The sequence below is a fragment of the Providencia sp. PROV210 genome, assembly GCF_028479445.1.
Lineage (GTDB): Bacteria > Pseudomonadota > Gammaproteobacteria > Enterobacterales > Enterobacteriaceae > Providencia > Providencia rustigianii.
On the sequence record NZ_JAMPNQ010000007.1, the window covers coordinates 59,976 to 84,606 of the forward strand.

General features: G+C 38.7%; 23 protein-coding genes, 1 tRNA gene and 1 pseudogene. 13 read left to right on the forward strand and 12 right to left on the reverse strand.

Annotated features, from left to right (window positions below; translation table 11 throughout):
• Positions 1-8: 8 nt before the first annotated feature.
• The 8 genes from gshB to hemW all read left to right on the forward strand — a co-directional run bounded on the left by gshB (position 9) and on the right by hemW (position 6,057).
• Positions 9-956, forward strand: coding sequence for a glutathione synthase (gshB, locus tag PR761_RS07160; RefSeq protein WP_006815643.1), 948 nt, complete (start codon positions 9-11; stop codon positions 954-956).
• Between the two features lie 114 nt (positions 957-1,070).
• Positions 1,071-1,634 (forward strand): YqgE/AlgH family protein, encoded by a 564-nt coding sequence (locus PR761_RS07165; protein ID WP_006815644.1) that lies wholly within the window; start codon positions 1,071-1,073, stop codon positions 1,632-1,634.
• Positions 1,634-2,053 carry a Holliday junction resolvase RuvX gene (gene ruvX / locus PR761_RS07170; RefSeq protein WP_006815645.1) on the forward strand — a complete coding sequence of 140 codons (420 nt, stop codon included), beginning with the start codon at positions 1,634-1,636 and terminating at the stop codon, positions 2,051-2,053. Before PR761_RS07165 ends, ruvX begins: the two co-directional genes overlap by 1 nt.
• Before the next feature lie 129 nt (positions 2,054-2,182).
• A complete protein-coding gene (locus PR761_RS07175; protein ID WP_115164028.1) occupies positions 2,183-2,875 on the forward strand; it encodes a YggS family pyridoxal phosphate-dependent enzyme in 693 nt (230 codons plus the stop codon).
• Positions 2,876-2,890: 15 nt separating this feature from the next.
• On the forward strand, positions 2,891-3,712 hold the full coding sequence (gene proC, locus PR761_RS07180; RefSeq protein ID WP_006815648.1) for a pyrroline-5-carboxylate reductase: 822 nt from the start codon (positions 2,891-2,893) through the stop codon (positions 3,710-3,712).
• A 19-nt stretch (positions 3,713-3,731) separates the two neighbouring features.
• Entirely contained in the window at positions 3,732-4,316 is a 585-nt protein-coding gene (locus PR761_RS07185) for a YggT family protein (RefSeq protein ID WP_115164027.1), read from the forward strand.
• A gap of 15 nt (positions 4,317-4,331) precedes the next feature.
• The gene (gene rdgB / locus PR761_RS07190; RefSeq protein WP_115164026.1) at positions 4,332-4,925 is read left to right on the forward strand and encodes an RdgB/HAM1 family non-canonical purine NTP pyrophosphatase; all 594 of its coding nucleotides are present in this window, start codon (positions 4,332-4,334) and stop codon (positions 4,923-4,925) included.
• Positions 4,918-6,057 (forward strand): radical SAM family heme chaperone HemW, encoded by a 1,140-nt coding sequence (hemW, locus tag PR761_RS07195; protein WP_154611260.1) that lies wholly within the window; start codon positions 4,918-4,920, stop codon positions 6,055-6,057. The genes rdgB and hemW overlap by 8 nt, the downstream gene beginning before the upstream one ends.
• Before the next feature lie 77 nt (positions 6,058-6,134).
• On the opposite strand, the gene PR761_RS07200 is transcribed toward hemW, so the two are convergent.
• From PR761_RS07200 to trmB, 5 genes are all read right to left on the reverse strand, one after another.
• A complete protein-coding gene (locus PR761_RS07200; RefSeq protein ID WP_115164024.1) occupies positions 6,135-7,085 on the reverse strand; it encodes an ABC transporter substrate-binding protein in 951 nt (316 codons plus the stop codon).
• A gap of 196 nt (positions 7,086-7,281) precedes the next feature.
• Entirely contained in the window at positions 7,282-8,016 is a 735-nt protein-coding gene (locus tag PR761_RS07205) for a DUF2884 family protein (protein WP_112836296.1), read from the reverse strand.
• Positions 8,017-8,058: 42 nt separating this feature from the next.
• Positions 8,059-8,985, reverse strand: coding sequence for a glutaminase B (glsB, locus tag PR761_RS07210; RefSeq protein ID WP_039855658.1), 927 nt, complete (start codon positions 8,983-8,985; stop codon positions 8,059-8,061).
• A gap of 84 nt (positions 8,986-9,069) precedes the next feature.
• A complete protein-coding gene (locus PR761_RS07215; protein ID WP_039855660.1) occupies positions 9,070-9,399 on the reverse strand; it encodes a YggL family protein in 330 nt (109 codons plus the stop codon).
• A gap of 2 nt (positions 9,400-9,401) precedes the next feature.
• Positions 9,402-10,118 carry a tRNA (guanosine(46)-N7)-methyltransferase TrmB gene (gene trmB, locus PR761_RS07220; RefSeq protein ID WP_006815656.1) on the reverse strand — a complete coding sequence of 239 codons (717 nt, stop codon included), beginning with the start codon at positions 10,116-10,118 and terminating at the stop codon, positions 9,402-9,404.
• A 236-nt stretch (positions 10,119-10,354) separates the two neighbouring features.
• Here trmB and mutY point away from each other — a divergent pair, with 236 nt between their 5' ends.
• The 4 genes from mutY to PR761_RS07240 all read left to right on the forward strand — a co-directional run bounded on the left by mutY (position 10,355) and on the right by PR761_RS07240 (position 13,154).
• Positions 10,355-11,422 (forward strand): A/G-specific adenine glycosylase, encoded by a 1,068-nt coding sequence (gene mutY / locus PR761_RS07225; RefSeq protein ID WP_039855566.1) that lies wholly within the window; start codon positions 10,355-10,357, stop codon positions 11,420-11,422.
• Positions 11,419-11,688 carry an oxidative damage protection protein gene (locus PR761_RS07230; protein WP_006815659.1) on the forward strand — a complete coding sequence of 90 codons (270 nt, stop codon included), beginning with the start codon at positions 11,419-11,421 and terminating at the stop codon, positions 11,686-11,688. Before mutY ends, PR761_RS07230 begins: the two co-directional genes overlap by 4 nt.
• Positions 11,689-11,811: 123 nt before the next feature.
• Positions 11,812-12,885 (forward strand): membrane-bound lytic murein transglycosylase MltC, encoded by a 1,074-nt coding sequence (gene mltC, locus PR761_RS07235; protein WP_006815660.1) that lies wholly within the window; start codon positions 11,812-11,814, stop codon positions 12,883-12,885.
• 193 nt (positions 12,886-13,078) lie between these two features.
• A tRNA-Phe gene (locus tag PR761_RS07240) sits at positions 13,079-13,154 on the forward strand.
• Positions 13,155-13,361: 207 nt separating this feature from the next.
• Here the strand turns inward: PR761_RS07240 and PR761_RS07245 are convergent.
• The 4 genes and pseudogenes from PR761_RS07245 to PR761_RS17150 all read right to left on the reverse strand — a co-directional run bounded on the left by PR761_RS07245 (position 13,362) and on the right by PR761_RS17150 (position 17,760).
• Complete coding sequence (locus tag PR761_RS07245) at positions 13,362-14,021, reverse strand: MarC family NAAT transporter (RefSeq protein WP_154611259.1); 660 nt, start codon at positions 14,019-14,021, stop codon at positions 13,362-13,364.
• Between the two features lie 26 nt (positions 14,022-14,047).
• Positions 14,048-15,679, reverse strand: coding sequence for an FUSC family protein (locus PR761_RS07250; protein WP_154611258.1), 1,632 nt, complete (start codon positions 15,677-15,679; stop codon positions 14,048-14,050).
• 3 nt (positions 15,680-15,682) lie between these two features.
• A complete protein-coding gene (locus tag PR761_RS07255; protein ID WP_126436437.1) occupies positions 15,683-16,531 on the reverse strand; it encodes an efflux RND transporter periplasmic adaptor subunit in 849 nt (282 codons plus the stop codon).
• 912 nt (positions 16,532-17,443) lie between these two features.
• Positions 17,444-17,760, reverse strand: a pseudogene (locus PR761_RS17150) (hypothetical protein).
• Between the two features lie 488 nt (positions 17,761-18,248).
• Between PR761_RS17150 and PR761_RS07270 the strand changes: the two are divergent.
• Entirely contained in the window at positions 18,249-19,172 is a 924-nt protein-coding gene (locus PR761_RS07270; RefSeq protein ID WP_112836266.1) for a nucleoside hydrolase, read from the forward strand.
• A 289-nt stretch (positions 19,173-19,461) separates the two neighbouring features.
• Here PR761_RS07270 and PR761_RS07275 read toward each other — a convergent pair whose 3' ends face one another.
• From PR761_RS07275 to PR761_RS07285, 3 genes are all read right to left on the reverse strand, one after another.
• Positions 19,462-20,487, reverse strand: coding sequence for a FomA family porin-like outer membrane protein (locus tag PR761_RS07275; protein WP_006815666.1), 1,026 nt, complete (start codon positions 20,485-20,487; stop codon positions 19,462-19,464).
• A gap of 129 nt (positions 20,488-20,616) precedes the next feature.
• Positions 20,617-22,125 carry a basic amino acid/polyamine antiporter gene (locus PR761_RS07280; RefSeq protein ID WP_154611257.1) on the reverse strand — a complete coding sequence of 503 codons (1,509 nt, stop codon included), beginning with the start codon at positions 22,123-22,125 and terminating at the stop codon, positions 20,617-20,619.
• A gap of 100 nt (positions 22,126-22,225) precedes the next feature.
• Complete coding sequence (locus PR761_RS07285; protein ID WP_039855570.1) at positions 22,226-24,598, reverse strand: Orn/Lys/Arg decarboxylase N-terminal domain-containing protein; 2,373 nt, start codon at positions 24,596-24,598, stop codon at positions 22,226-22,228.
• Positions 24,599-24,631: the final 33 nt, after the last annotated feature.

The following is a 24,631-nucleotide window of genomic DNA, read 5'->3' on the forward strand; positions in this document are numbered from 1 at the left end:
GAGATAAAATGATCAAGCTCGGCATAGTAATGGACCCTATTTCGTCCATTAAAATTAAAAAAGACACTAGTTTTGCAATGATGCTGGAAGCAGGACGTCGCGGTTACGAAATCCATTATATGGAAATGAATGACCTTTACTTACACCAAGGCGAAGCTCGCGCAACCACCAAAATCGTTACCGTCGAAGAAAATCCTAACAAATGGTATGAATTCAAATCTGAGCAAGATATTGCATTAGGTGACCTTGATGCCATTTTGATGCGTAAAGATCCCCCATTTGATACTGAATATATCTACGCGACCTACATTCTTGAACGCGCAGAACAAGCGGGTTGCTTAATCGTCAATAAACCACAAAGCCTACGTGACTGTAACGAAAAACTGTTTACCGCATGGTTCCCTGAATTGACCCCAGATACCCTTGTTACCCGCAGCTCAGACAAACTGAGAGCATTCCATCAAAAGCATGGAGATGTTATTTTTAAACCTTTAGATGGGATGGGTGGCGCATCAATCTTCCGCCTGAAGCAAGACGACCCCAACGTTGGCGTGATTATTGAGACCTTAACCGAACATAACTCTCGCTATTGTATGGCACAAAATTTTTTACCGGCAATCAAAGACGGTGACAAACGTGTATTAGTCGTTGATGGTGAACCCGTTCCATACTGCTTAGCCCGTATTCCAGCACAAGGGGAAACGCGTGGTAACCTTGCCGCAGGTGGTCGTGGCGAAGCGCGCCCATTAACAGAAAGTGATTGGGCAATTGCCCGCGCCGTCGCACCAACACTGAAAGAGAAAGGTTTAATCTTTGTTGGTTTGGATATTATCGGTGACCGTCTAACGGAAATTAACGTGACCAGCCCGACCTGTGCCCGTGAAATTGAAGCCGCATTTGATATTTCAATTACGGGTATGTTGATGGATGCGATTGAGCGCCGTCTACAAAAATAAGTGATTTCGTGAAAGAAATGATACTCACAAGGCAGCCCTCTGGGTTGCCTTTAGTGTTATTTTCTATATCCGTTATAGTTTATATAGGAACCTAAAACGCTGAGCTTGCCATTTATGAATTTACAGAACCATTTCTTAATTGCTATGCCGTCACTCACGGATCCCTATTTCCACCAATCCGTCGTGTATATCTGCGAACACAACGAAAATGGTGCTATGGGGTTAGTGATTAACAAACCCATTGAAGATTTTTCTGTGTTTTCGATGCTGAAAAAACTCGAAATTTCAGTGTCTGAACATATTAATTCTCGAAACCTTGAAAAAATGGTGATCGCGGGAGGCCCTGTTGCGGAAGAACACGGCTTTATTATCCATACGCCAGTCACTGGATATGCGGCTAGTCTACGTCTCAATGACCATATTATGGTAACCACATCGAAAGATATTTTAGAGACCTTGGGCAATGAGCAACATCCGATGAATTCATTGGTGACATTAGGCTACTCGAGTTGGGAGCCGGGGCAATTGGAACGTGAAATCATGGAAAATAGCTGGCTCACCGTCAATGCTGATCCTAAGTTGATTTTTGATACGCCACTGAGTGAGCGTTGGAAAGCGGCAGGTAACCTTTTGGGGATCAATATCCACACTATTTCTATGCAAGCGGGGCACGCATAATGTCAGCAAGAACGTTACTTGCTTTCGATTTTGGCACCAAAAGTATTGGTGTTGCAGTAGGACAAGAAATTACAGGAACCGCCCGCGCCCTCACCTCGTTAAAGGCGAATGATGGCAGACCAGATTGGCAACAAATTGAAAAACTACTTAAAGAGTGGCAACCTCAATTAGTGATTGTGGGACTGCCGCTGAATATGGATGGTACCGAGCAATTAGTCACCAGCCAAGCGCGTAACTTTGCTAACCGCATTCACGGACGTTTTGGTGTGCAAGTGAAATTACACGACGAGCGGTTATCCACCGTTGAAGCCAAAGCGGGTCTATTTGAACAAGGTGGATATCGCGCCTTAAGTAAAGGTAAGGTCGACTCAGCCTCTGCGGTCGTGATTTTAGAAAGTTGGTTTGAACAGAATTACTAGAAAACACATCTTTACGTTTATTTTACCCTTTCAGTTGCTGCAAAGGTGCCGTTCTCCCGCAAATTGCTTTACACTAGGGTTAATTCTGAATATTCACCGAAAGCAACTGAAAAACGGTATCGAATAAAAATGACCATTCAAAATAATATTGCGGAAGTCACCGCTCGCATCAATCTTGCTGCCACTGAGTGTCACCGCTCCCCACAAGAAATTACACTGTTAGCCGTCAGTAAAACCAAACCTTGTGAAGCCATCTTAGAGGCTATTGACGCCGGTCTTCGCCAATTTGGTGAAAACTATGTTCAAGAAGGCGTTGAGAAAATCCAATATTTCGCTGATAAAACCGATCTGGTTTGGCACTTTATCGGACCATTACAGTCCAATAAAAGTCGTTTAGTGGCAGAGCATTTTGATTGGTTCCACACATTAGACCGAGCTAAAATCGCTCAGCGTTTAAATGAACAGCGCCCGCAAAATAAAGCCCCACTGAATGTACTTATCCAAATTAATATTAGCGATGAAAACAGTAAGTCAGGCATCAAACTTGAAGACGTTGACGCTCTTGCCGCACAAGTTGCTCAATTACCGAATCTGGTGCTGAGAGGTTTAATGACTATTCCTGCACCCGAAACTGATTATGAGCGCCAGTGTGTTGCGTTTCGACAAATGGAACAGGCTTTTCAACAGTTGAAAAAGAGCTATCCTACCGTTGATACTTTATCGATGGGAATGACTGATGATATGGCCGCTGCTATCCACTGCGGGTCGACCCTTGTTCGCATTGGTACCGCCATTTTTGGTGCTCGTCAGTACCATAATTAATTTTAGGAGAACAACATGCAACATCGCAAAATTGCCTTTATTGGCGCGGGGAATATGGCGAATGCCATTATTGCGGGTCTCGTGGCTCATGGTTACCCAGCATCAATGATCACCGTGTGTTCCCCGACCCCCGTCCGACGCGATAAGATGGCACAGCAATACGGCATTATCAGTACCAATGATAATTTAACCGCTGCGCAGCAAGCTGAAGTGATTGTTTTGGCAGTCAAACCTCAAATGATGAAAGAGGTCTGTGAACCGTTACAACAGCTAGATAATCTGGACAATAAACTTATTTTAACCATCGCCGCGGGGATTCCAGCGGATCGTTATAATGACTATTTTGCACATCCATTACACCTTGTTCGCATTATGCCCAATACCCCATCTCTGGTAGGTAAAGGTGTCAGTGGCCTGTTTGCTCAATCGAATGTCACTGAAGATGATAAACAGTTTACCCAACAGTTAATGGAAAGTGTTGGCAGTACAACTTGGTGTACTGAAGAGAAAGAAATTAATAATATCATTGCAGTAACCGGTAGCTCTCCAGCCTATTTATTCCTGTTTATGGAAGCGATGCAGCAAAAAGCAGAGCAACTTGGCTACGATGAAAAACAAGCTCGTGAATTAGTGCTTAATGCCATTGAAGGCTCCGTTGCGCTAGCTAAATCACAGGGTGACACTGCATTCTCTACATTACGTGAACAAGTCACCTCTAAAGGCGGCACTACCGCTATGGCTTTAGAGCAATTTTATAATGGTAATCTACCGCAAACTGTCGCTAAAGCTATGCAAAGCGCGATTGATAGAGCGGAAGAGATGGAAAAACTTTTTTAATTAATTTTTGGGACAAGCCATGCAGACTCTCGTTTTTATTGTTACCACCCTATTCCAACTGTATATCTTTGTGCTTTTGCTCAGAGTATGGATGCAGTGTGTTCGTGCGGACTTTTATAACCCATTCTCACAGTTTGTCGTCAAAGCAACTCAGCCGATTGTTGGGCCACTACGTCGCCTAATTCCATCCGTGGGTTCTATCGACACCGCCACATTACTCGTCGCATTTGTGCTCGCCATTGCCGATATTATCTTTGGGATGTGGGCAACCAATATGCTCCCAGCGATAGGGCTTACTTTACTGCCTATGGCGCTGATTTTACTACTAACTTATATAGGTAAACTGATTTTCTGGATGATCCTAATCCGCGCTATTTTAAGCTGGGTTAGCCAAGGTCGTAATCCCGTTGATTACCTGCTATTCCAATTAACTGAACCTCTAATGGCACCAATTCGCCGCATTATTCCTGCGATGGGCGGATTAGATTTTTCAGCCATGATTGTCATGTTTATTTTGATAGCCCTGAACTACCTGCGTGTTGATGTCTCTTTAATGATTGACCCATCATTAACCGCCATGCTGTTCTCTATTGGCATTATGTAAGGGAAGATGTAAAAGATGCAAAAAGTAGTTTTAGCGACCGGTAATCCGGGCAAAGTGAATGAATTAGCCGATTTACTGCGGGATTTCGGTATGGATATCGTGGCACAAACCAGCCTTGGGGTTGAGTCCGCAGAAGAGACCGGATTGACCTTTATTGAGAATGCTATTCTCAAGGCTCGCCATGCATCAGCACAAACAGGCTTACCTGCAATTGCTGATGATTCAGGTATTTCCGTCGATGCATTAGGTGGAGCTCCAGGGATCTACTCCGCGCGTTATGCTGGAGAAGAGGCAAGTGATCAGCAAAATCTAGACAAGCTTCTCGATGCCATGAAAGATATTCCTGATAACCAACGTCAGGCACAATTTAACTGTGTTTTGGTATACCTGCGTCATGCAGAGGATCCTACTCCATTAGTCTTTCACGGTCGCTGGCACGGCATATTAACCCGTGAAGCTAAAGGTCAAGGTGGATTCGGCTACGATCCTATTTTCTATGTCCCCGAATTGGGCTGTACTTCTGCGGAGTTAACTAAAGCACAAAAACAAGCGGTGTCCCATCGCGGTAAAGCCTTAGCCATGATGTTGGATGCCCTAAAAAATGCTTAAGCTTCCCCCGTTAAGCCTGTATATCCACATTCCTTGGTGTGTACAAAAGTGCCCTTATTGTGATTTTAATTCACATACAATGAAGGGGGAGATCCCCCAAGTTGAGTATGTCGAGCACTTACTGCACGATCTTGATAGCGACGTGGGGCTAATAGGCTCCCGTCCAGTCAAAACGATTTTTATCGGTGGTGGAACGCCAAGCTTGCTCAGTGCTAAATCCATGCAGATGCTGATGGATGGCGTTCGTCAGCGTGTAAATCTTGATCCTGACTCCGAAGTGACGATGGAAGCCAACCCCGGAACAGTAGAAGCCGAACGTTTTGCTGGCTACCAAGCCGCAGGGATCAACCGAATCTCTATTGGTGTTCAAAGTTTTGGCAACGATAAACTGATTATGCTTGGGCGCATTCATGGTCCTGATGAAGCAAAACGTGCAGCCAAACTGGCAACTAACTTGCATTTACGTAGTTTCAATTTAGATTTGATGCACGGTCTCCCCTCTCAAACTCGCGATGAAGGTTTATCTGACTTACGCCAAGCGATTGAGCTCGCGCCACCGCATCTTTCTTGGTATCAGTTAACTATCGAGCCAAATACCCAATTTGGTTCGCGACCGCCTACTCTTCCTGATGATGACACACTGTGGGATATCTACACCGAAGGTCATAAATTACTGTCAGCTGCAGGCTATCAGCAATATGAAACTTCGGCTTATGCAAAGCCCGGTTATCAATGTCAGCATAATTTAAATTATTGGCGATTTGGGGATTACCTCGGAATTGGTTGCGGTGCTCACGGGAAAATCACGTCCACCGATGGGCAAATTTTACGCACGGTAAAAACCAAACACCCACGGGGTTATATGGAAGGTCGTTATCTCGATAACCGTTACAATGTTGAGAATGAAGACCGTCCATTCGAATATTTTATGAACCGATTTCGGTTACTCGAATCAATGCCTCGTAGTGAATTTACGGAATATACAGGGCTGCCTGAGTCTGTGGTACGTTCCGCTATTGATGAAGCGTTAGCCAAAGGCTATATCACGGAAACCGCTGATGAATGGCAAATTACTGAACATGGTAAATTATTCTTAAACACTCTGCTGGAGCTATTTTTAGGAGATGAGTAGGTAACGAATAATTTTCAGCATGAAAAAAGCCAGCTGAATGCTGGCTTTCTCTTGAGAATAATAACTGATTTTATCAATTACAGTGCTTTAGTCACTGCATCGATTTGTTCGGTTAAGCTGACTAAGCCACCACCAGAGAGATACCACAGATCAGATTGCAGATAGGTAATTTTGCCATCTTTATACGCTTTGGTTTCTTGGATATTTTTGTCTTCAAATACCGTTTTATCCAGCTTACCTGCACCAATCGCTTCGCTACGATCCACAATTAAAATGACATCCGGATCTGCTTGAGCAATAGTTTTGGTGTCCACGACACGACGTTTTGATTTATCAGCATCTGCTTGAAGCGGTAATTCAGCACGTTGAGCTTTAACTACATCATAAACAACTGCTTGGTTATTCGGGATTAACTTGCCGTCGTTATGCAGTAAAACCAATACTTTTTTGTTGGAAGCAGCTGCTTTTTGTTGCGCTGCTGCAATAGTTTTATCCAATTGCGCTAACTGCTCCGCAGTTTCTTTTTGATTACCGTACAATTCGCCAATTAAGCTGATGTTCGCTTTTACCGAATCGATATAATTTTTGCTATCAGAACCTAAATTCAATGTCGGCGCAATTTTTGACAGTGCTTCATAAGATTTGCCTTGGCGACCCGTGATCACAATTAAATCGGGTTTTAGTGCTTCAATTTCAGCTAAATCTGGCTGCTTCATGCCACCCGCATTTTTCATTGTCGCAGGAATTCCGGCCTTCACATAAGCGGGTGCATTAGCCGTTGGCAATGCAACAACCTTATCCCCTAGCCCAAGCTTTTGCATTGAGTCGTAAATACCGAAATCAAATAGCACTACTTTTTGTGGTTTTTTAACCACGTCAGTTTCACCGGAGAGGTGCTTAACAGTCACTTTATCCGTACCTTGTGCAGTGATTGCGTTAGGTGTAAATGCAGTAGATTCAGCACTCAGTGCGTAAGGTGCGGAGAATGACAGGATAGAAATGAGTACAGCTGGAATAAATTTTTTCATATGAATGACACCGATTTAGTCGTTAAGCCAAACCCGCATTCTAAGGAGAGTTACTAATAAGTCAATTAAATGATAATGATTATTACTATTGTTTTCGTTTATGTTATTTGCATCATAGTTTATCCTTTATTTTTGATATAAAAAAGCAGCAAGCCATTTCCTGATTGCTACTTTTAAAATTAGAGATAGAAGTTAACTAGTTAGCTTTGATTGAATTAAGTAAGCTGATTCGTTGCTGCTCTAATGACGTTACTTTGGTGCAAACTTGCTGGCCAAACTGCTGGAAACTATTTTCTTGGTTTTTCCATTCGCCTTCAATTTCCTGCTGTAAGCCACCTAAACCACCCAGCATACCTTGCAACAGTGCATTGGTATCACCACCAGCCATTAGCTGCTTACGGCCCATCTCATTGATACTGTCTTGTAAGATGCCACCTAAGCTTTCATTCACTAGCTGACGTCCGCTAGCTTCTACTTTCTTAATACCTTGATGATGGAAAACATAGCCATTTGGACGAGTTTCAATGATCTGGTCAATCTGACCATTTAAATCTTTTTCGAGTTTCGTTAAACGGTTACGAATATTACTCTCGTTGCCAACCACTTTTGCGACCACTTTATCCAGTGACTTTCTGGATGCAGACAATTTCTGCTCAGACTCTTTTTTTATCCATGGAAGGTCTTGTCGGATAGCCGACTGGTAACGCAATGCTTGCTGCTGCTGTTCAGCGGTCAGCACAACATTTTTACCATTCAGGGTAACATCGCCGTTTGGCGTAATTTTTAAATCCCCACTCTGCCCAACAACTTGGACGCTATCTGGCGTCATAAAAATATCATCTTTTGGCGTCACGGCACAATTATAATCAGCCGCTTGGCTCGTAGCTGCAAATGCCAGTAATGAAAATGCAATGAAAGTACGGCGCAACATAAAATCTCCTCGTTGATTATCTTTCTATTGATAGAACGATAATTAAAAAACAGAACGTCCAATTCGTTTCGCAAGTAATTCTAAGACGGCACATCCCACCAAAGAGTTTCCCGCTAAATCCAATTCCGGCGCCCAAACCGCCACTGTGAATTGATTCGGAACCACACAAACAATACCGCCACCGACCCCTGATTTACCGGGCATTCCAATTCGAAATGCAAATTCTCCAGAGCCATCATACATGCCACAAGTCATCATAAGCGCATTGATTTGCCTAGATTGTAACGGCGTGATTATCGGGTCAATTGAGCAAGCTGTTTCCCCCTGAGCCATCAAATAGGAAAAACATTTCACCAGCTCAACGCAGTTCATACTTAGAGAGCAATAATGAAAATAAGTTTCTAACACAGTTAAAACATCATTTTCAAAATTACCAAAAGATTTCATTAAATACGCGATTGCCGCATTACGGCTAGCATGTTCCATTTCCGAGCGAGCAACAGCAATGTCATAGCTAATATTAGGCTCGCAAGCTAATTTCCGAACAAACTCCAGCATTCGCTGTTTCGGAGCGCTAAGACGGGATTGCAGCATGTCCGCAATCACAATCGCTCCCGCATTGATAAATGGATTACGGGGAATGCCTTTTTCCATTTCTATTTGAATCAATGAGTTGAAAGGCAAACCTGACGGCTCTTTGCCGACACGGCTCCAAATTTCTTGCTCTTCATAGCGCGTCATCGCCAGCGTTAGGCTTAGGACTTTAGAAATAGACTGAACAGAGAAGCGTATCCGTGCATCACCAGCAGTAAAAATATCGCCTTCTGCGGTATACACCGCAATACCCAAATGATGTGAAGGAACACAGCCAAGAGCTGGAATGTAGTTCGCAACCTTCCCTTGACCTATCAACGGGCGAACTTGATCCAAAATATCATGTAGTAATTGGTCAGAAAACTGGGTACTCAAATGCGTTACTCCAGAATGGTTACTTCGTAATACAGAAAACAAAGGCATCCAATTGGATGCCTTAATCAATAATCAAATTAGTGATTATTCCCACCAAACATCAAACAGTTCAGAAACAACAACGTCGTTCATCCCTTTTGATTTTAGCCAATTTTCAACAATTTGACGGTGCTCTTCAGTACATTTGCCAATTTTTTGTAGGCAAACAATACCTTCCCAGCTCAAGTAGCCGCTAGCTTCAAATGCCAAACCGTTTGGTTCGATAGCTTCAGCAATCAGTTGGTCAACTGTGCTATCCACTTCTTCAATTGGCGTACCTTCTTTAAAATTCCATTTTACGATGAAGCCTAATTCTTGGAATTCATCCAAACGTAATTTTTTACGTAAACGGCGACTACGTTGTTGTTTAGCCATCATTAAATCCTCTTAAACATTAAATCCCATACACCGTGCCCTAACCGCTGGCCGCGCTTTTCAAACTTTGTTTCTGGTCTTGATTCTGGACGAGGCACATAGTCCCCTGAAACGGATACGTTTTCATAGCCTGCAACACTGTTCATTACCTCAAGCATATGTTTTGCATAAGGCTCCCAGTCTGTTGCCATGTGGAATACACCACCGTCCGTTAATTTAGTACGAATTTTTTCTGCAAAAGGCACCTGCACAATACGACGTTTACTGTGCTTCGATTTATGCCAAGGATCAGGGAAGAATAACTGAACCATCGCCAAGCTGCCGTTAGGGATCATAAAGTCTAAGACTTCGATCGCATCGTGGCACATGACGCGCAGGTTAGTCACATTTGCTTCTTTTGCTGATGCTAAACAAGCGCCCACACCCGGTGCATGCACTTCGATACCGAGAAAGTTTTTATCTGGGTTCTGCTCCGCCATAGTGACTAACGAAGTACCCATTCCAAAACCGATTTCTAAAATAACCGGATTTGAATTATTAAATAATTTAGCGAAATCAAAAGGTTCGTTAATAAAATCGATACCCATTTCAGCCCATTCGCTTTCTAATGCTTCTTCCTGACGTTTTGTCAGACGCCCTTGACGGCGGACAAAACTACGGACACGGCGCATAACACGCCCATCTTCATTATATTCGGGGGAGATAACGTTATTGATCATAATAAAGTTCTAAAAAATTCGTTGTCCAATTAGATAATGTGCCAACAAGAGTATAAAAAAATCCAAATTGTGTTCATCAATTCTCGCCAAATTATAGCGAGTACGCGAGTTTACCAAAACTTCAGGGATCTTGCAGTTGATAATTGGATAACTTTACACACGAAGCGGTTTACAGCTACCTCGGTCTATGTTGCAATCCTCCCCATGACTGAAATACCAATAAAAATAACGAATCAATGGAAGCTCAACAATTTTCAAGTGCAGTGCTCAAGTGGTATCACAAATATGGACGAAAAACCTTGCCATGGCAGCAGGAAAAATCCTCTTACCATGTCTGGCTTTCCGAGGTGATGCTACAACAAACCCAAGTCAGCACTGTCATTCCCTATTTTGAAAAATTTATTCAACGCTTTTCTGACGTCACTGCGTTAGCTAATGCCCCGTTAGATGAGGTTTTACACCTCTGGACAGGGCTGGGATATTACGCCCGAGCACGTAATCTTCACAAAGCAGCGCAAGTGATTGCCACACAATACAACGGCAAGTTTCCTACGACCTTTGAAGAAGTGAATGCCTTACCTGGAGTGGGACGCTCTACCGCAGGCGCGATTCTTTCGCTCTCTCAGCAACAGCATTTTCCAATCCTCGATGGTAACGTAAAACGCGTGTTGGCTCGCTGCTATGCCGTCGGTGGCTGGCCGGGTAAGAAAGAGGTCGAAAATCGGTTATGGGAAATTAGTACCAAAGTTACCCCTGCGGTTGAAGTTGAATACTTTAACCAAGCCATGATGGATCTTGGTGCGATGGTCTGTACACGTAGCAAACCGAAATGTGAATTGTGCCCATTAAATAGTGGTTGCGTCGCTTATGCCAATCACTCTTGGGCATCCTATCCGGGGAAAAAACCGAAACAGAAGATCCCTGAGAAAAGCGCTTGGTTTTTAATCCTACAGCACGACGATAAGGTGTGGCTGGAACAACGTCCACCCTCTGGGATCTGGGGAGGATTATTTGCATTCCCACAATTTGAAAACAGTGAGCAGCTTTCAGCTTGGCTGGCGGATTCGGGAATGAAATATGACACGCCAGAACAATTAATTGCATTTCGCCACACGTTTAGCCATTTCCATTTAGATATTATCCCTGTAAAAGTTAATATTCAGGCATTTAACTCTGCCATGGATGAAGGCACAGGACTCTGGTATAACTTACACCTAGGCGCAACAATCGGTCTTGCAGCTCCGGTTGAAAGTTTATTAAAACAACTTGCCTTACTACCTGATATTCGAGGAAAAATTAAATGAGTAGAACCATTTTTTGCACTTTCTTACAACGTGATGCTGATGGGCAAGATTTTCAGCTTTATCCTGGTGAATTAGGAAAGCGTATCTTTAATGAAATTTCGAAGGAAGCATGGGCTCAATGGATGACTAAACAAACCATGCTGATCAATGAGAAAAAATTAAATACCATGAATCCTGATGACCGTAAAATGCTAGAACAGGAAATGGTTAAGTTCTTATTTGAAGGTCATGATATTAAAATTGATGGATATACCCCTGAAAAATAATTTTTAGGTCTATATTTATAGTTCGTCAAGTTGCATGGCTCGGTTTGCTACCGACATGCAACTTGGGTGATTTAGAGTATATGGACGAGATAATCGCTAGTTTGCATTAATATTGTGGATCGTATGAAAAAATTATTTGCCCTCACATTGTTGATACCACTTATCGTTTCCTGTTCCAGTAAACAGAAATCTGACTTTAATCCTGACTATGTCAAAGATACCAATGGGTTCGATATTTTAATGGGTCAATTTGCCCACAATATTGAAAATATTTGGGGGATAAAAGAAGTTCTGATTGCCGGTCCAAAGGACTATGTGAAATATACCGACCAATATCGTACCCGCAGTCATATTAATTTTGATGCAGGAACCATCACGGTCGAAACAATTGCGGCAGTCGAGCCTTCAGAGCATCTGAAAAAAGCGATTGTTACCACATTATTAATGGGCGATGACCCAAACTCTATCGACCTCTACTCCGATATTAACGATATTCCACACAGTAAAGAGCCATTCTTGTTTGGGCAAGTGATGGATAATACTGGCGAGCCTATTCGTTGGGAATGGCGTGCAACTAAATTTGCAGATTATCTGATCAGCAATAAAATGCAGCGCAGGCAATCTGGTATGAATGTGGTTTGGTCGGTCACTATGCAGTTAGTACCGAACCACTTAGATAAACGAGCCCATAAATATCTACCATATATTAAGAAATCATCCGCTAAGTATGGTGTTGATGAGTCGCTGATTTTGGCAATTATGCAGATTGAATCCAGCTTCAACCCGTATGCAGTGAGTCGTTCGGACGCAATGGGTCTGATGCAGATAATGCAAAATACTGCGGGTAAAGATGTGTTCCGTTCTCAAGGAAAATCTGGCGTACCAAGCCGCAGCTACCTGTTTGACCCAGAGAAAAATATTGATACGGGTACAGCCTATTTAGCTATTTTACAAAATAGCTATCTCGGTGATATCCGCAATCCAACATCGCGCCGCTATGCGGTGATCACTGCTTATAATGGCGGTGCAGGCAGCGTTCTGCGCGTATTCCATAATGATAAGAAACAAGCGGCTCAGAAAATAAATAATTTAGAGCCTGGTGAAGTGTATGAAACGTTATCCACTAAACACCCTGCGGCAGAGTCGCGTAACTATCTCATTAAAGTGAATAAAGCTCAGAAAAACTATTTGCGCTAGTTTCGCTCACTAAAATGCCATTAAAAAATGCCAGCAAGTGTTTCTCTTTGCTGGCATTTTGGTTATTTCATTACGTATTTTCATGTTGATTTGTTTAAAATTTAACTCAAATGCTGAAAAAAAGCGCACTCAATCAAAAGTTTTAGGATCTGCCTTGACTCACCCTCTTAAATCAGGTTTAATACGCTCCGTTGCCCGGATAGCTCAGTCGGTAGAGCAGGGGATTGAAAATCCCCGTGTCCTTGGTTCGATTCCGAGTCCGGGCACCACTATTTAAAGAACCCGCTTAATTGCGGGTTTTTGCTTTTTAAATCTACCAAAACCCATACTATCCCAAAGTGTTAATTCTACTGGGGGTCAACTCACTTCACTCCCAACCATATATTTCTTCCCCAAAATACTTCAAGCCACATATTAATATATACCTATGTGACCTAAATTATGATGTATATAGCCGTTATCTACAGTTGATGAAATTAGCTAAAAAAACCTGACCGAGTTAGCTCGCCTATACCTGTAATAATAAATTGTACACCCATACAAACTAATAAAAATCCCATTAATCTTGATATTGCATCAATACCCGATTTGCCAAAAAATTTCATGATAATAGTCGAGCTTTTTAAACATGCCCAAAGAATAATCGAAAATATAAGAAATACTAAAGGAGGTGCAATCAATATCACCCAATGCGGATAGGCATGCTCATTAGTAATGATTGAAGAAGCCATACTAATAATCATCGCAATAGTACCGGGCCCTGCAGTACTCGGCATTGCTAATGGTACAAATGCAACGCTAGAATTGCTATCGTTAACTTTTTTATCATCATCACTTATATTGCTAGTAACAATAGGAAACAACATTCTAAAGCCTATGTAAGCAACAATAAAACCACCAGCAATACGTAATCCCGGAATTGATACACCAAAAGTATTCATGATGGCTTGGCCTGAATACCATGAAATTATCATAATGAAAAAGACATAGATAGGTGTCATTTTTATGACTTTTTGGCGACCTTCTATTGTCATTTCACCCGATAAACCAAGAAACAATGCAACCGTTGTCAATGGGTTAGATAAAGGTAATAAAACAGCAAGCCCAATACCCAGCGCTGTTAATAAATCAAACATGACCACCTCATTTTAGTTTAAAGTTATTATAAAAAATTAAGAATATTTTTAGTATAACGAATAATTGCATCATCATTTTTACTATTCTGGCTTTCTAATATGAATAAGATTTTTGTTTTATCATCGTCATTTAAAATCCCAAAAATAACAGCCATTAAAAGATCCTTTGATTCTTGTAAATTCGCCATTTCATAGACACATAATAATGATAAAAAAACATACATCTTAATTATATTTTCTTTTTTAGAGAATGAGTTAATATTAATAATAATTGTATTTTTTAATTTTGAAATTTCATCTTTATTTCCCTTAAATTCACTTATTTTTCTCAATATAAATTGAGTTTTTCTTTTTTCCACTTGCTCATCAGTACTTAAAGGAATGATATACAACATAAGAGTTACTATAACAATTGAAAATACAAGAGCAATAGAAATATTTGAAAAGCTTACAAAATCAAAACTCATTGGGTTAGTGAAATTAATTATAAATATAATTGATATGCACATAACATGTGAAATCAAAAAAGATAACTTACCACCTGTTTTAAGAATACCTAATAAAAGAAAAATAGGTAACATAACCAATGCAGCTTGAGAAAAACTTGATACTTGAATTAAAAAATAGAATTTCAAAATATAACCAATTAAAACAACAAGTAATGCAATTATAAAAATGACAAATGCAAGTTTATTTGCTTTTGGTATAGTCACACCAAAAGTAAATGAAATACTAATAAGTACAGCTAGGATATATCCATAATCCCATGCAGTATTAAACCAGAAGATAACACTGATCACGAGACCAAAAACTAATCTCATTGTGTTTGATATAATATCTTTCCAATCAAAAAACTCGTAGTGGCTATAATCCAGCTTAATATTACTCTTACGTTTAATATTTAAAAATTCGCTATAGCCTTTATATTTCAGAATATCTTTATTTTTCAATCCAATAATAATAAAAGTTATAAATAATGGTAACTTAAATAATTGGCTGCTTGATTTTTTAAATGAAATAAAATTACTTTCATATTGACTTAACTCATCATAAGATATACTCGATGTAATAACCTCCTTTACTTCCTTAATGGTATTACCCCTATGACCTTTAAATAATTCAGAAAGTACTTTTTTCTTCTCACTCTGAATTTTTTTCTTAATTATCTGAGTTTGAAAAATATGTCGTTTAGACGGTAAAATATACATAACGAAGGTATAAGCGATAATACCTATTGTCACTTCAATTAGCCGCTCTTGGGACAATTCAAAAATTGTCATCGGTAAAGGATAAACCGATGTACCAAATGCTATAATGGCTGAAGTATACCCTGATAACGAAAACATGTATGGCATCATATAGCGTGAAGTTAACGTTAAAAATAAGCATGCTGATAACCAAACTATAATTAATGATGTAAATAACCATTGATCATTGAGGCTAATGTTAGCAATCAAGGTTACGGCTATGACACCGATAAAACTACCGACTAATCTTGCTCCCATTTTAGCAAGACTTAATGACCGGTCAGGGTATCCAATGATTGCAACAGTCATCATTGCCCAGTATGGCTTATCAAAACCGAGGTATGAAGATACATACCAAGCCAATAAAATTGCCAATGTGAATTTTATTGCAAACATCCAATTTGAATTCATATATTAATCTTCAATAAATACGGTACAGGTTGTTCCGGGAATAAGGTGTACCCCATCAATATTATTTAAGGAAATTTTAATTGGAACTCGTTGTGCTAACCGAACCCAAGGATAATTAGGCTCTACATTTTCAAGAAGCTGATTACCCGTTCTAGAGTTGTTATCATCAATTGCTCGGCCTATACTTTGTACTTTTCCTTTAAGTTCTTCATTATTACTGTAAAGCGTTACCGTTACATTATTATCTACAGCTACGTTACGCATTTTTGTTTCTTCTAAATAAGCGATAACATAGTAGGAATCTTCATCAATAATAGCGAATAATGGCGCACCTGCACTGATATAATTACCTTTTCTTAAATTTAAGTTTGTTATAAAACCATTTACTGGTGATCTAATTTCCGTTCTTGATAAATCTAATTTTGCTTTTTCAATTTTAACTTTCGATAGCTCAATTTTTTTCGTTAAACTATCCAGCCTTGATTTTGCATCTTCCAGCTCCTCTTTTGATATAGCAACTTGACTAAGTTTACTACGTCTCGCAAGTTGGCTCTTAGCAAAATTATATTGAACAATAAGCTCATTAAGTTCAATTTCAGACTCGCGTAATTTAATATCGTAATCAGTTGGATCAACAACTAATAGTAGCTCATTTTTCTTCACCTCTTGATTGTCAACAATTAAGAGTTTTTCAATTTTACCTGAAACTTCAGCTGTTATTTCACTCACTTCAGCTCTAATTCTGCCATCACGAGTCCATGGGCTCAAAGCATAATGATTCCATAACACATAAATAGATGAGATAATAATAAATATGGATATTACAACTAATAAGTACTTTTTAATATTCATTCTATAACCAATTATAAATTAGCAATCACATGTATTATTAATATGCAAAAAAACAACATTGAAATATCGAAAAGACTGCCAGCATATTCATTCCTCATAACCAAACCAATATAGATAGCCCTTATAGACAACCACAAAAAAAAACCCAAAAACAAGATAAGGGCTATACCGGGTATAAAAACACTCCCCCCTAAAATTAGATCTTTCATATAGCCATCCCATAATAAATTAAATATTTAGTTAGACTTTATATCATTGATTACTCAATACAATAGTACATTCATATAATGTATAATAATTTTAAATAGTAACAATATCAAAGAATTGATTAGAGAATGTGAATATTTAGATATTCCAGCAAATTAACCTAAAATAGACATAAAAATATATAATTTTCAGTTTATTATATTGTCACAAAGTGACAATTAATCGATAAAAAATTGAACTTACATTGATATATTACTCCATTTCAGAGTAAATAACGGTAATGTAATAAATATCCCCTTAAAACAATTCGTATCCATTTTAAATTCTAATAAAAAAACAATAATATATATTCAAACTGGTCTCATTCAATGTAAGTACTATCTTCATCAAACTGTGTCCCCCATACATATTTCCATATTCTTACTCTACTATTAATAACAAATTAATTATATCCAATTACAATAAAAAATATAACTTAATTACTATTTATTATTAACAAATGCCAACCGGAGCCTGTTTTTCGATTACACATAATTCATGCGAAGTTAGCTTTATGAGTAAATTTAGTGCCCCGTAATTTCAATCAAAAGGCTTATTGGATCCTCACGCTGATTTTTTATTTGAGGATATGATTAGGTAATAAGGTGAGGTAGTTCCATGCATCATAAATGAGTCATTGAAATCATCAAAATTAATGGGGTACGTTCACTTTTTCACATGGATCATGGAAGCTATTGAGAGCGATGGCAACATTTTATGTATTGATTGAACAGCAAACATAGTGGGACAGTTAGGTGTATCCTCCCCCATAGCAAAACGATTTTTATATACGGGAGGAAGCATGCATAAGCATACCAAGCTTCATCAAAGTGAATTCTAGGGGCACTTTCGCCAAGATATTTAACAACATCGTTCACATTATAATAAAAGCCGTCATACTTACCGTTAGCCACGACGACATAAGTCGCTTCTGATGTTGCAGCACCTTTACTTAATGGACTTTGAGCAATGAGTTTATAAATGCGATGAAATTCACACTTTTAGAATTATTTAAAAAAAAGACAAACAAAATAGCTTATTTTAGATTACTATATTTTAAATTTTTTAATTATTAATGTAATCAATTATGCAATAATAGGTTAATTTTAAAATCCTTTTTTATAACCGATATAATTAATTAAAAATTAAAATCTACTAACATTGTAATCCTTTTGGAGTAATTTATATTTGTTGTGATTTTTATTTTTAACTATACACTTTCTTGACTTCAAAAAATAGACTTGCCATTCTTGATGATATAGCATCAAGAATTGATAATGTAATCATTCCAATAAAGATGTTTTTTGGGAAGCACACAGAATAAACCCTCTATGTTTTTATTGTTGCAGTCCTTATAACTTTATCTTTCATATTTTTTAATATTTAGACAATTTAAATATATAGTCACTTTAGATTTAATTCTTAATACTTTCACCTTTCTAATTAATAAAATATAAATCAAGGAGTAAAAATGCATAAAATAATAATAGATTGTGATCCTGGAGTTGATGATGCAGTGGCCATTTTTCTCGCGATAGCGTCACCAGAAATAGAAATCATCGGGATAACGACAGTCGCTGGGAATGTAGAGTTAGAAAAGGTTCACAGTAATGCAAAAAAATTACTTACATTAGCGAATAGGCTAGATATTCCTCTAGCAAAAGGCTGCGATCGTCCATTAATGACCAAAACTGGAAATAAAACTAATGTTCATGGTACAGATGGGCTAGCTGGGGTGCTCCTACCTACGCCAGAATACCAAAATGATTCAGGTCATGCGGTAGACTTTATTATTGATTCAGTAATGTCAAATCCAGGTGAAGTAACATTATGCGCAATGGCTTCTCTCACTAATATCGCAATAGCTATCATTAAAGAACCAAAATTAGTTGATAATGTAAAAGATATTGTAGTTATGGGAGGAGCCGCATTTACACAGGGAAATATAACACCAGCAGCTGAATTTAATTTTTATGTAGATCCCCATGCTGCTCATATTGTTTTTGATAGCGCACGACATATTACTATGCTTGGTTTGGATGTAACAAGTAAAGCTGATATAAGAGCAGGTTTGTGCACGTCTTTGGAAAAAGGTGATGTTATTGCCCTGAAAGTGGCAGAGATGTGCCGAAGATATGCCGAATGTGATCCTTTTCTGCATGACCCCTGCGTTATCGCATACCTCATTCAACCTGAAATTTTTTCAGGTGTTGACGGTTCAATTACTATTGAATATGAATCCAATAGACTATTTGGTCATAGTCTTGCCACCATATCTACTGCTACTAATCACTGTTCGGAAACTATGAATAATGAATCTAAATGTAAAATTATTACTGATGTCGATGCATCAAAATTAATGTCTTTAATTGTAGAACGTATTTTAACTCTTTGATATACAGCTGATATCTATAGAAATAAATACTCAGAATCGCTGATATCCAGAATCTATTTTATTAAAAACCTCTAAAATATAGCCATATTTTTTAATTTAAAAATTAGTGAATATCACTATTTTTATCCAAAAAACCAGCATTCTAAGAATTAGAATAGGTAAATCCATTAGAATTTTTTTGATTTGCCTAAACCTTATTAATACGTTGCCATATTGTTCCCCTATAAAGCATAAGCCGGGTACAATTTAGAACAATAACATGCTCATATTTAAATATGAGCATGTTTTACTAGAAGGCATAACGAATACCCACGCCTCCCTGCGGCTGTAGCTCCCAATCTTTTTCAGTTGAACCCCAGACTTGATTAGAATATTTGGCTTGAACAAATGCAGATAAATTTAGAGCCTTATTATATTGATAATTTAAACTAAGCTGGGGTAGTGCAAACAAGGTATAAGTACTTTTATAATTACCGTCCATAATTGTTGGCGATAACCATTCAGACATTTGATTTCCTGCAATAAATGGATCCCAAGCTGCTTTTTTATTCGAGGATATATACGGATCTAATCCACCAACAAAATTAAATGACAATGAAGTATTATCATTAAATTGATATAAGGTATTCGAATAATTTAACCATGCTAAAAACATATAATAATTTGCATTACTGTAGGACTGTGTTCCATCAGTTATGAGCATATTTCCGTCATACCATTCTCTAAAAGCATAAGCATTTAGTGTAATCGAAAAATTTGCAGGGAGCTGCCAATTAGTAAGTAAACTTAAAATCCCTGTATTAACATGTCCTGACGGTCCTTGGGTATTCCATCCATAAATATACATAGGTGAAAATGCAAATTGAGTCGCTTGAATATAATCATTTTTAGGAATGTATTCAGAAAAATCGAATGCTGTTTGCATCAATGCGTAGGTTTGGTTGGTACCATCAAAATCATCCTCATTCTCAACCATTAGCGAAGAGTTCCATTTCACTTTTGATCCATCAATCACACCATAGTTATAATTTAATGTACCTTTTGGACCACTAAACCGGTTATCTTGTTGCTTTTCTGAACCGTCATAATGGTACATATTCCATGTTCTATCCCATTGTAAAGCCATACTCCACTTAGGATAAAAATTGTAATTGAACAGTAATGATGGGTGTGATGTTGCTGTTTTATAGCTACCCGCATTGCCATAAAATGTTTGTGTTACCCCAATAGAGCCACTAGGTATAAACTCTTCCGCTTGGCTCACAAAAGTCATCAGAACTAGTGCAGCGCCTGTAGATTTAATTAATATTTTCATTCTGTTTACCTTAACTTTCAAATACAAAACCCTTCAGATAATTACTGAATAAATTTAAAAATCATGAATAATTTATTTATTACAAGGTTACTCTTATAAAAAGAGTAACCTTTGAAATAAGACTGAGATTTAAATGGAAATAACGCCTTTAAATAATAAGAAAACAACAATCAAATCTAAAGCTAATAATATAGCTAAAGAGATTAATTCCATCTTATTAAAAATAGGTAAGTTATCTTTTTTCTCTTTACGAGACCAAATAAAAATAGGTAAGCCACAAGTTAATAAAATAGGAATAAGTGCAACATATTGAATTTGGCTTGCATAAAGAATGAATAAGCAAAATAATGTACCAATTACACCGCTCACCAAGGCGATATTACGACCTTTTTGAGAATATTGATTATATTCCTTATTCAAGCATATTTTAGTCATATAAAGCGTAGTTGTAATATAGGCAGGTACAACCATCAAGGCACTAATGTTATACATGGTATTCCAAGCATTGCTGGAAAAATAAACTAATAACATTGCGGCCTGCATAATGAAGCTACTAACCCAAAGAGACACACTTGCTGCCTGCTTCTTGTTAGTACGTGCAAATGCTCGAGGAAATGCACCTTTTTGTCCTGCTACCATTGGAATTTCAGCACAAAGCATTGTCCATGCTAGCCAACCGGCTAATACAGATATGATCAGGCCAATATTCATTAATAAGCTTCCCCAATCACCAACAACTTTCCCAAGAACACCGGCAGTAGAAGGGTTTTCAACTAATGATAATTCAGCTTGCGGCATTACACCAAAAGGCAATATAGATAAAAACATATAAATAATTAAAGCAATTAAGAACCCTAATAACGTTGCTTTACCAACATCTTTTTTGTTTTTAGCTCGCCCCGATAATACAACGGCACCTTCGACACCAATAAATGCCCAAAGTGTTACTGTCATAGGCGCTAATATTTGCGACATTAAAGAAGCCGGTTCTATATGTTGATTAACTTGAGTAACAACTTGAGGCGCAGTCCCCCAAAAATTATTAAATAATTGAGTATAATCAATTAATAAACCCAAGATAATAACAAATAAAATGAGAGGAACTAGCTTGGCTATTGTTCCTAAGGTATTCACAAAACCAGCAACTTTAGTCCCTGATAATACAAGGAAGTTGTAACCCCAAATTAAAACTGAGCCACAAATAATTGAATTAAGGTTATTGCCGTCAGTAAATACCCCGGGGAAAAATTGATCAAATGCATCCATCAAAATAACTGCAAAGGCGACGTTACCAAACGCAGTCATTAGCCAATATCCCCACGCCACACTAAAACCAATGAAAGAACCGAATCCTTCTTGTGCATACATGTAAACCCCTGCTTGTAAATCAGGGCGGAGATCCGACAGAATACGAAATGAATTAGCAATAAAATAGATACCAATGCCAGCTATCACCCACGCAATAATTACAGGACCGACTGCAGAACTTGCGGCTGTATTTTGCGGTAAACTGAATACGCCACCACCAAGCATTGACCCAACAACAATTGCAATTAATGCAATTAACCCTAATTTAGTTCCTCCAGAAGAGGAGGCGTCTGTTGTGCTACTTGATGTTGCTGAAGGTTGATTTGCCATAAATAGAGCCTTTTAAAAGTCGTTAAAAAAACGCCAATAAATATATTTTTAGCTTTTATCAAGTACTGATGGCTCTCGTCACCAGTACTTTAAGCTAAAGCTACTGACGACCTTTTTTGATGGTTGAAGTCACATGACGTTTAAAGGTTATATGCTTAGGAACCTCTACTGCTTTGCGGTCATCTTCAATAATGGCCCTAACCCAAAAATCACCATTATCATCGACATTGATACCTTGAACTTCATGCTCAAACCCCGGATAGTGCTTATCAAATTCCTGAAGTGCACGTAAGTAACCAATAATTCCTTGGTTTCCTTTAGGTAAACGTTCACCGGGCATCAAGACTGGAATTCCAGGAGGATATGGAACAAGCATACTGGCGGCAATACGCCCAGAAAAATCATCTAAACGAATGTGTTCGGACTTATAGCGAACCACTTTTTGATAGGCATCCGCAGGTGTTAAAACAGGTTCAGGATCGGTATTAACCGCATCATTGATATGCTTCATTAAATCAAGATCACACATTTTTTCATGCATTTCCTGACAGAGTTGTTTAAGGGTCAACTTATCGTAATTCGATGAATGATTTTTTAATGATGGAATAGCGTCAATCGCAAGTGTGCCATTGTCATAGAGTTTTTTGAATGACAATAAACTTTCGAGCAGTGTTCCCCACTTACCTTTGGTAATCCCCACAGAAAATAAAATCAAAATGGTATAATCCCCCGTACGTGCTATTTCAATACGGCGGTCATCTAGGAATTTTGTGATGATATAACCGGGGATCCCTCTATCTTGATATTTACCGTCAGGCGAAATTCCAGGGCAAGTAATAGTGACTTTTACTGGATCAAGCATACTGTTTGTGTCGGCTAAATCCTCATCAGTAAACCCATGCCATTTATCTCCAGCACGTAAACCCCAACAATTTGGGTCCTGACTCAGTAATTCAATCGGTGCATCTTCAAAACTGTATTTTTGTCCTGTTTCTTGATTCTTGACCTCCGTAGGCTGCAAGACATCAAAAAACCAAGCTGACTCACCTTCTTGCTCTTTTAATTGACGTTTCACGGACACAACTGCTTTACGGAACGCTATCGCTTCTTCTATAGACTCTTGAACTAATGATGTACCTGATTGACCTTGCATCATACTAACGGCCACATCAATGGATGCAATGATTGGGTAGTAAGGTGAGGTAGTTCCATGCATCATAAATGAGTCATTGAAATCATCAAAATTAAGGGGGGCACGTTCACTTTTTTTCACATGGATCATGGAAGCCATTGAGAGCGATGGCAACATTTTATGTGTTGATTGAACAGCAAAAATAGTAGGACGATTTGGTGTATCCTCCACCCCCATAGCAAAACGATTTTTATATAACGGATGGAAGCGTGCATAAGCATACCAAGCTTCATCAAAGTGAATTCTAGGGGCGCTTTCGCCGAGATATTTAACAACATCGTTCACATTATAACAAAAGCCGTCATACGTGCAGTTAGTCACGACTGCATAGGTCGCTTCTGATGTTGCTGCACCTTGACTTAATGGGCTTTGAGCTATGAGCTTATCAATACTTGCTTTTTTTAAACGCTCATTCGGAATAGGGCCAATAAGACCATAACCATTACGAGTTGGTTTTAAATACACAGGACGAGCTTGCGACAATGTTAAGCCATGATTAAGCGACTTATGGCAGTTGCGATCGACGATGACAATTTCATCTGCAGCAACAGCACCCTGCGCGACTATACGGTTAGAACCTGATGAGCCTGATACACCGTAAAAAGTCCAATCAGCACCAAAAAGTTCAGCCGCGATTTCTTCTGATTTTTTTGAGGGACCAGCATGAATCAGATAGTCACCCATTTCTGCGGTGGCGACACCAATATCGGCCCTCATCATGTTCTCGCCAAAAAAATTAATAAACTCAATACCTACTGGATGTTTTAAATATGCCATGCCCCCCATATGTCCCGGGCAATCCCAATAGTAATCACCATCCTCAGTAAAATCTTTCAGTGTTTTAAAATAGGGTGGCAAGAGGTTTTCGGCGTAACGATGTACAAGCGTATAAATACGATTAGCCGTAAATGGTGGCGTTTCTGAATATAAATAAATGTACTCACTAACTTCTTTTAAGACATCTAGAGGAACATTATCTGTAATATTTTCCTCCGACACTAATAAGAGCGGTGTCGTTGGATTTCGTTTACGTAATACGGCTACAACCTGTACACAATTCTTCGCCATATTAGGATCATTGTCGTCCCAATAAATAGCCACGGCACTATATTTAGGGTTTTCTTGAATTAATCGTATTCCATCCTGAATTTTATCTGCGATAAAAACCTTAAAATCACGTTCTATTACGGCAGCTTTAAGGCGCTCAAGAGCTTGTTTGGCTGGGTGATCTTCTTTTAGATAAGAAGATGATACAAATAAAATATTATGATTAAATTTCAAAATATATCTCCATTTTATTTTATTGTTTACTGC

What these genes read in the sequence shown, in the direction of transcription:
- PR761_RS07280 (WP_154611257.1), bottom strand. Translation starts at nt 22,125, where the DNA reads ATGGCAAATCAACCTTCAGCAACATCAAGTAGCACAACAGACGCCTCC.
- mutY (WP_039855566.1), top strand. Translation starts at nt 10,355, where the DNA reads ATGGAAGCTCAACAATTTTCAAGTGCAGTGCTCAAGTGGTATCACAAA.
- PR761_RS07255 (WP_126436437.1), bottom strand. Translation starts at nt 16,531, where the DNA reads ATGAATATTAAAAAGTACTTATTAGTTGTAATATCCATATTTATTATT.
- PR761_RS07270 (WP_112836266.1), top strand. Translation starts at nt 18,249, where the DNA reads ATGCATAAAATAATAATAGATTGTGATCCTGGAGTTGATGATGCAGTG.
- PR761_RS07215 (WP_039855660.1), bottom strand. Translation starts at nt 9,399, where the DNA reads ATGGCTAAACAACAACGTAGTCGCCGTTTACGTAAAAAATTACGTTTG.
- rdgB (WP_115164026.1), top strand. Translation starts at nt 4,332, where the DNA reads ATGCAAAAAGTAGTTTTAGCGACCGGTAATCCGGGCAAAGTGAATGAA.
- trmB (WP_006815656.1), bottom strand. Translation starts at nt 10,118, where the DNA reads ATGATCAATAACGTTATCTCCCCCGAATATAATGAAGATGGGCGTGTT.
- hemW (WP_154611260.1), top strand. Translation starts at nt 4,918, where the DNA reads ATGCTTAAGCTTCCCCCGTTAAGCCTGTATATCCACATTCCTTGGTGT.
- gshB (WP_006815643.1), top strand. Translation starts at nt 9, where the DNA reads ATGATCAAGCTCGGCATAGTAATGGACCCTATTTCGTCCATTAAAATT.
- PR761_RS07165 (WP_006815644.1), top strand. Translation starts at nt 1,071, where the DNA reads ATGAATTTACAGAACCATTTCTTAATTGCTATGCCGTCACTCACGGAT.
- mltC (WP_006815660.1), top strand. Translation starts at nt 11,812, where the DNA reads ATGAAAAAATTATTTGCCCTCACATTGTTGATACCACTTATCGTTTCC.
- PR761_RS07250 (WP_154611258.1), bottom strand. Translation starts at nt 15,679, where the DNA reads ATGAATTCAAATTGGATGTTTGCAATAAAATTCACATTGGCAATTTTA.
- PR761_RS07245 (WP_154611259.1), bottom strand. Translation starts at nt 14,021, where the DNA reads ATGTTTGATTTATTAACAGCGCTGGGTATTGGGCTTGCTGTTTTATTA.
- PR761_RS07175 (WP_115164028.1), top strand. Translation starts at nt 2,183, where the DNA reads ATGACCATTCAAAATAATATTGCGGAAGTCACCGCTCGCATCAATCTT.
- PR761_RS07230 (WP_006815659.1), top strand. Translation starts at nt 11,419, where the DNA reads ATGAGTAGAACCATTTTTTGCACTTTCTTACAACGTGATGCTGATGGG.
- PR761_RS07205 (WP_112836296.1), bottom strand. Translation starts at nt 8,016, where the DNA reads ATGTTGCGCCGTACTTTCATTGCATTTTCATTACTGGCATTTGCAGCT.
- PR761_RS07275 (WP_006815666.1), bottom strand. Translation starts at nt 20,487, where the DNA reads ATGAAAATATTAATTAAATCTACAGGCGCTGCACTAGTTCTGATGACT.
- proC (WP_006815648.1), top strand. Translation starts at nt 2,891, where the DNA reads ATGCAACATCGCAAAATTGCCTTTATTGGCGCGGGGAATATGGCGAAT.
- PR761_RS07200 (WP_115164024.1), bottom strand. Translation starts at nt 7,085, where the DNA reads ATGAAAAAATTTATTCCAGCTGTACTCATTTCTATCCTGTCATTCTCC.
- ruvX (WP_006815645.1), top strand. Translation starts at nt 1,634, where the DNA reads ATGTCAGCAAGAACGTTACTTGCTTTCGATTTTGGCACCAAAAGTATT.
- PR761_RS07185 (WP_115164027.1), top strand. Translation starts at nt 3,732, where the DNA reads ATGCAGACTCTCGTTTTTATTGTTACCACCCTATTCCAACTGTATATC.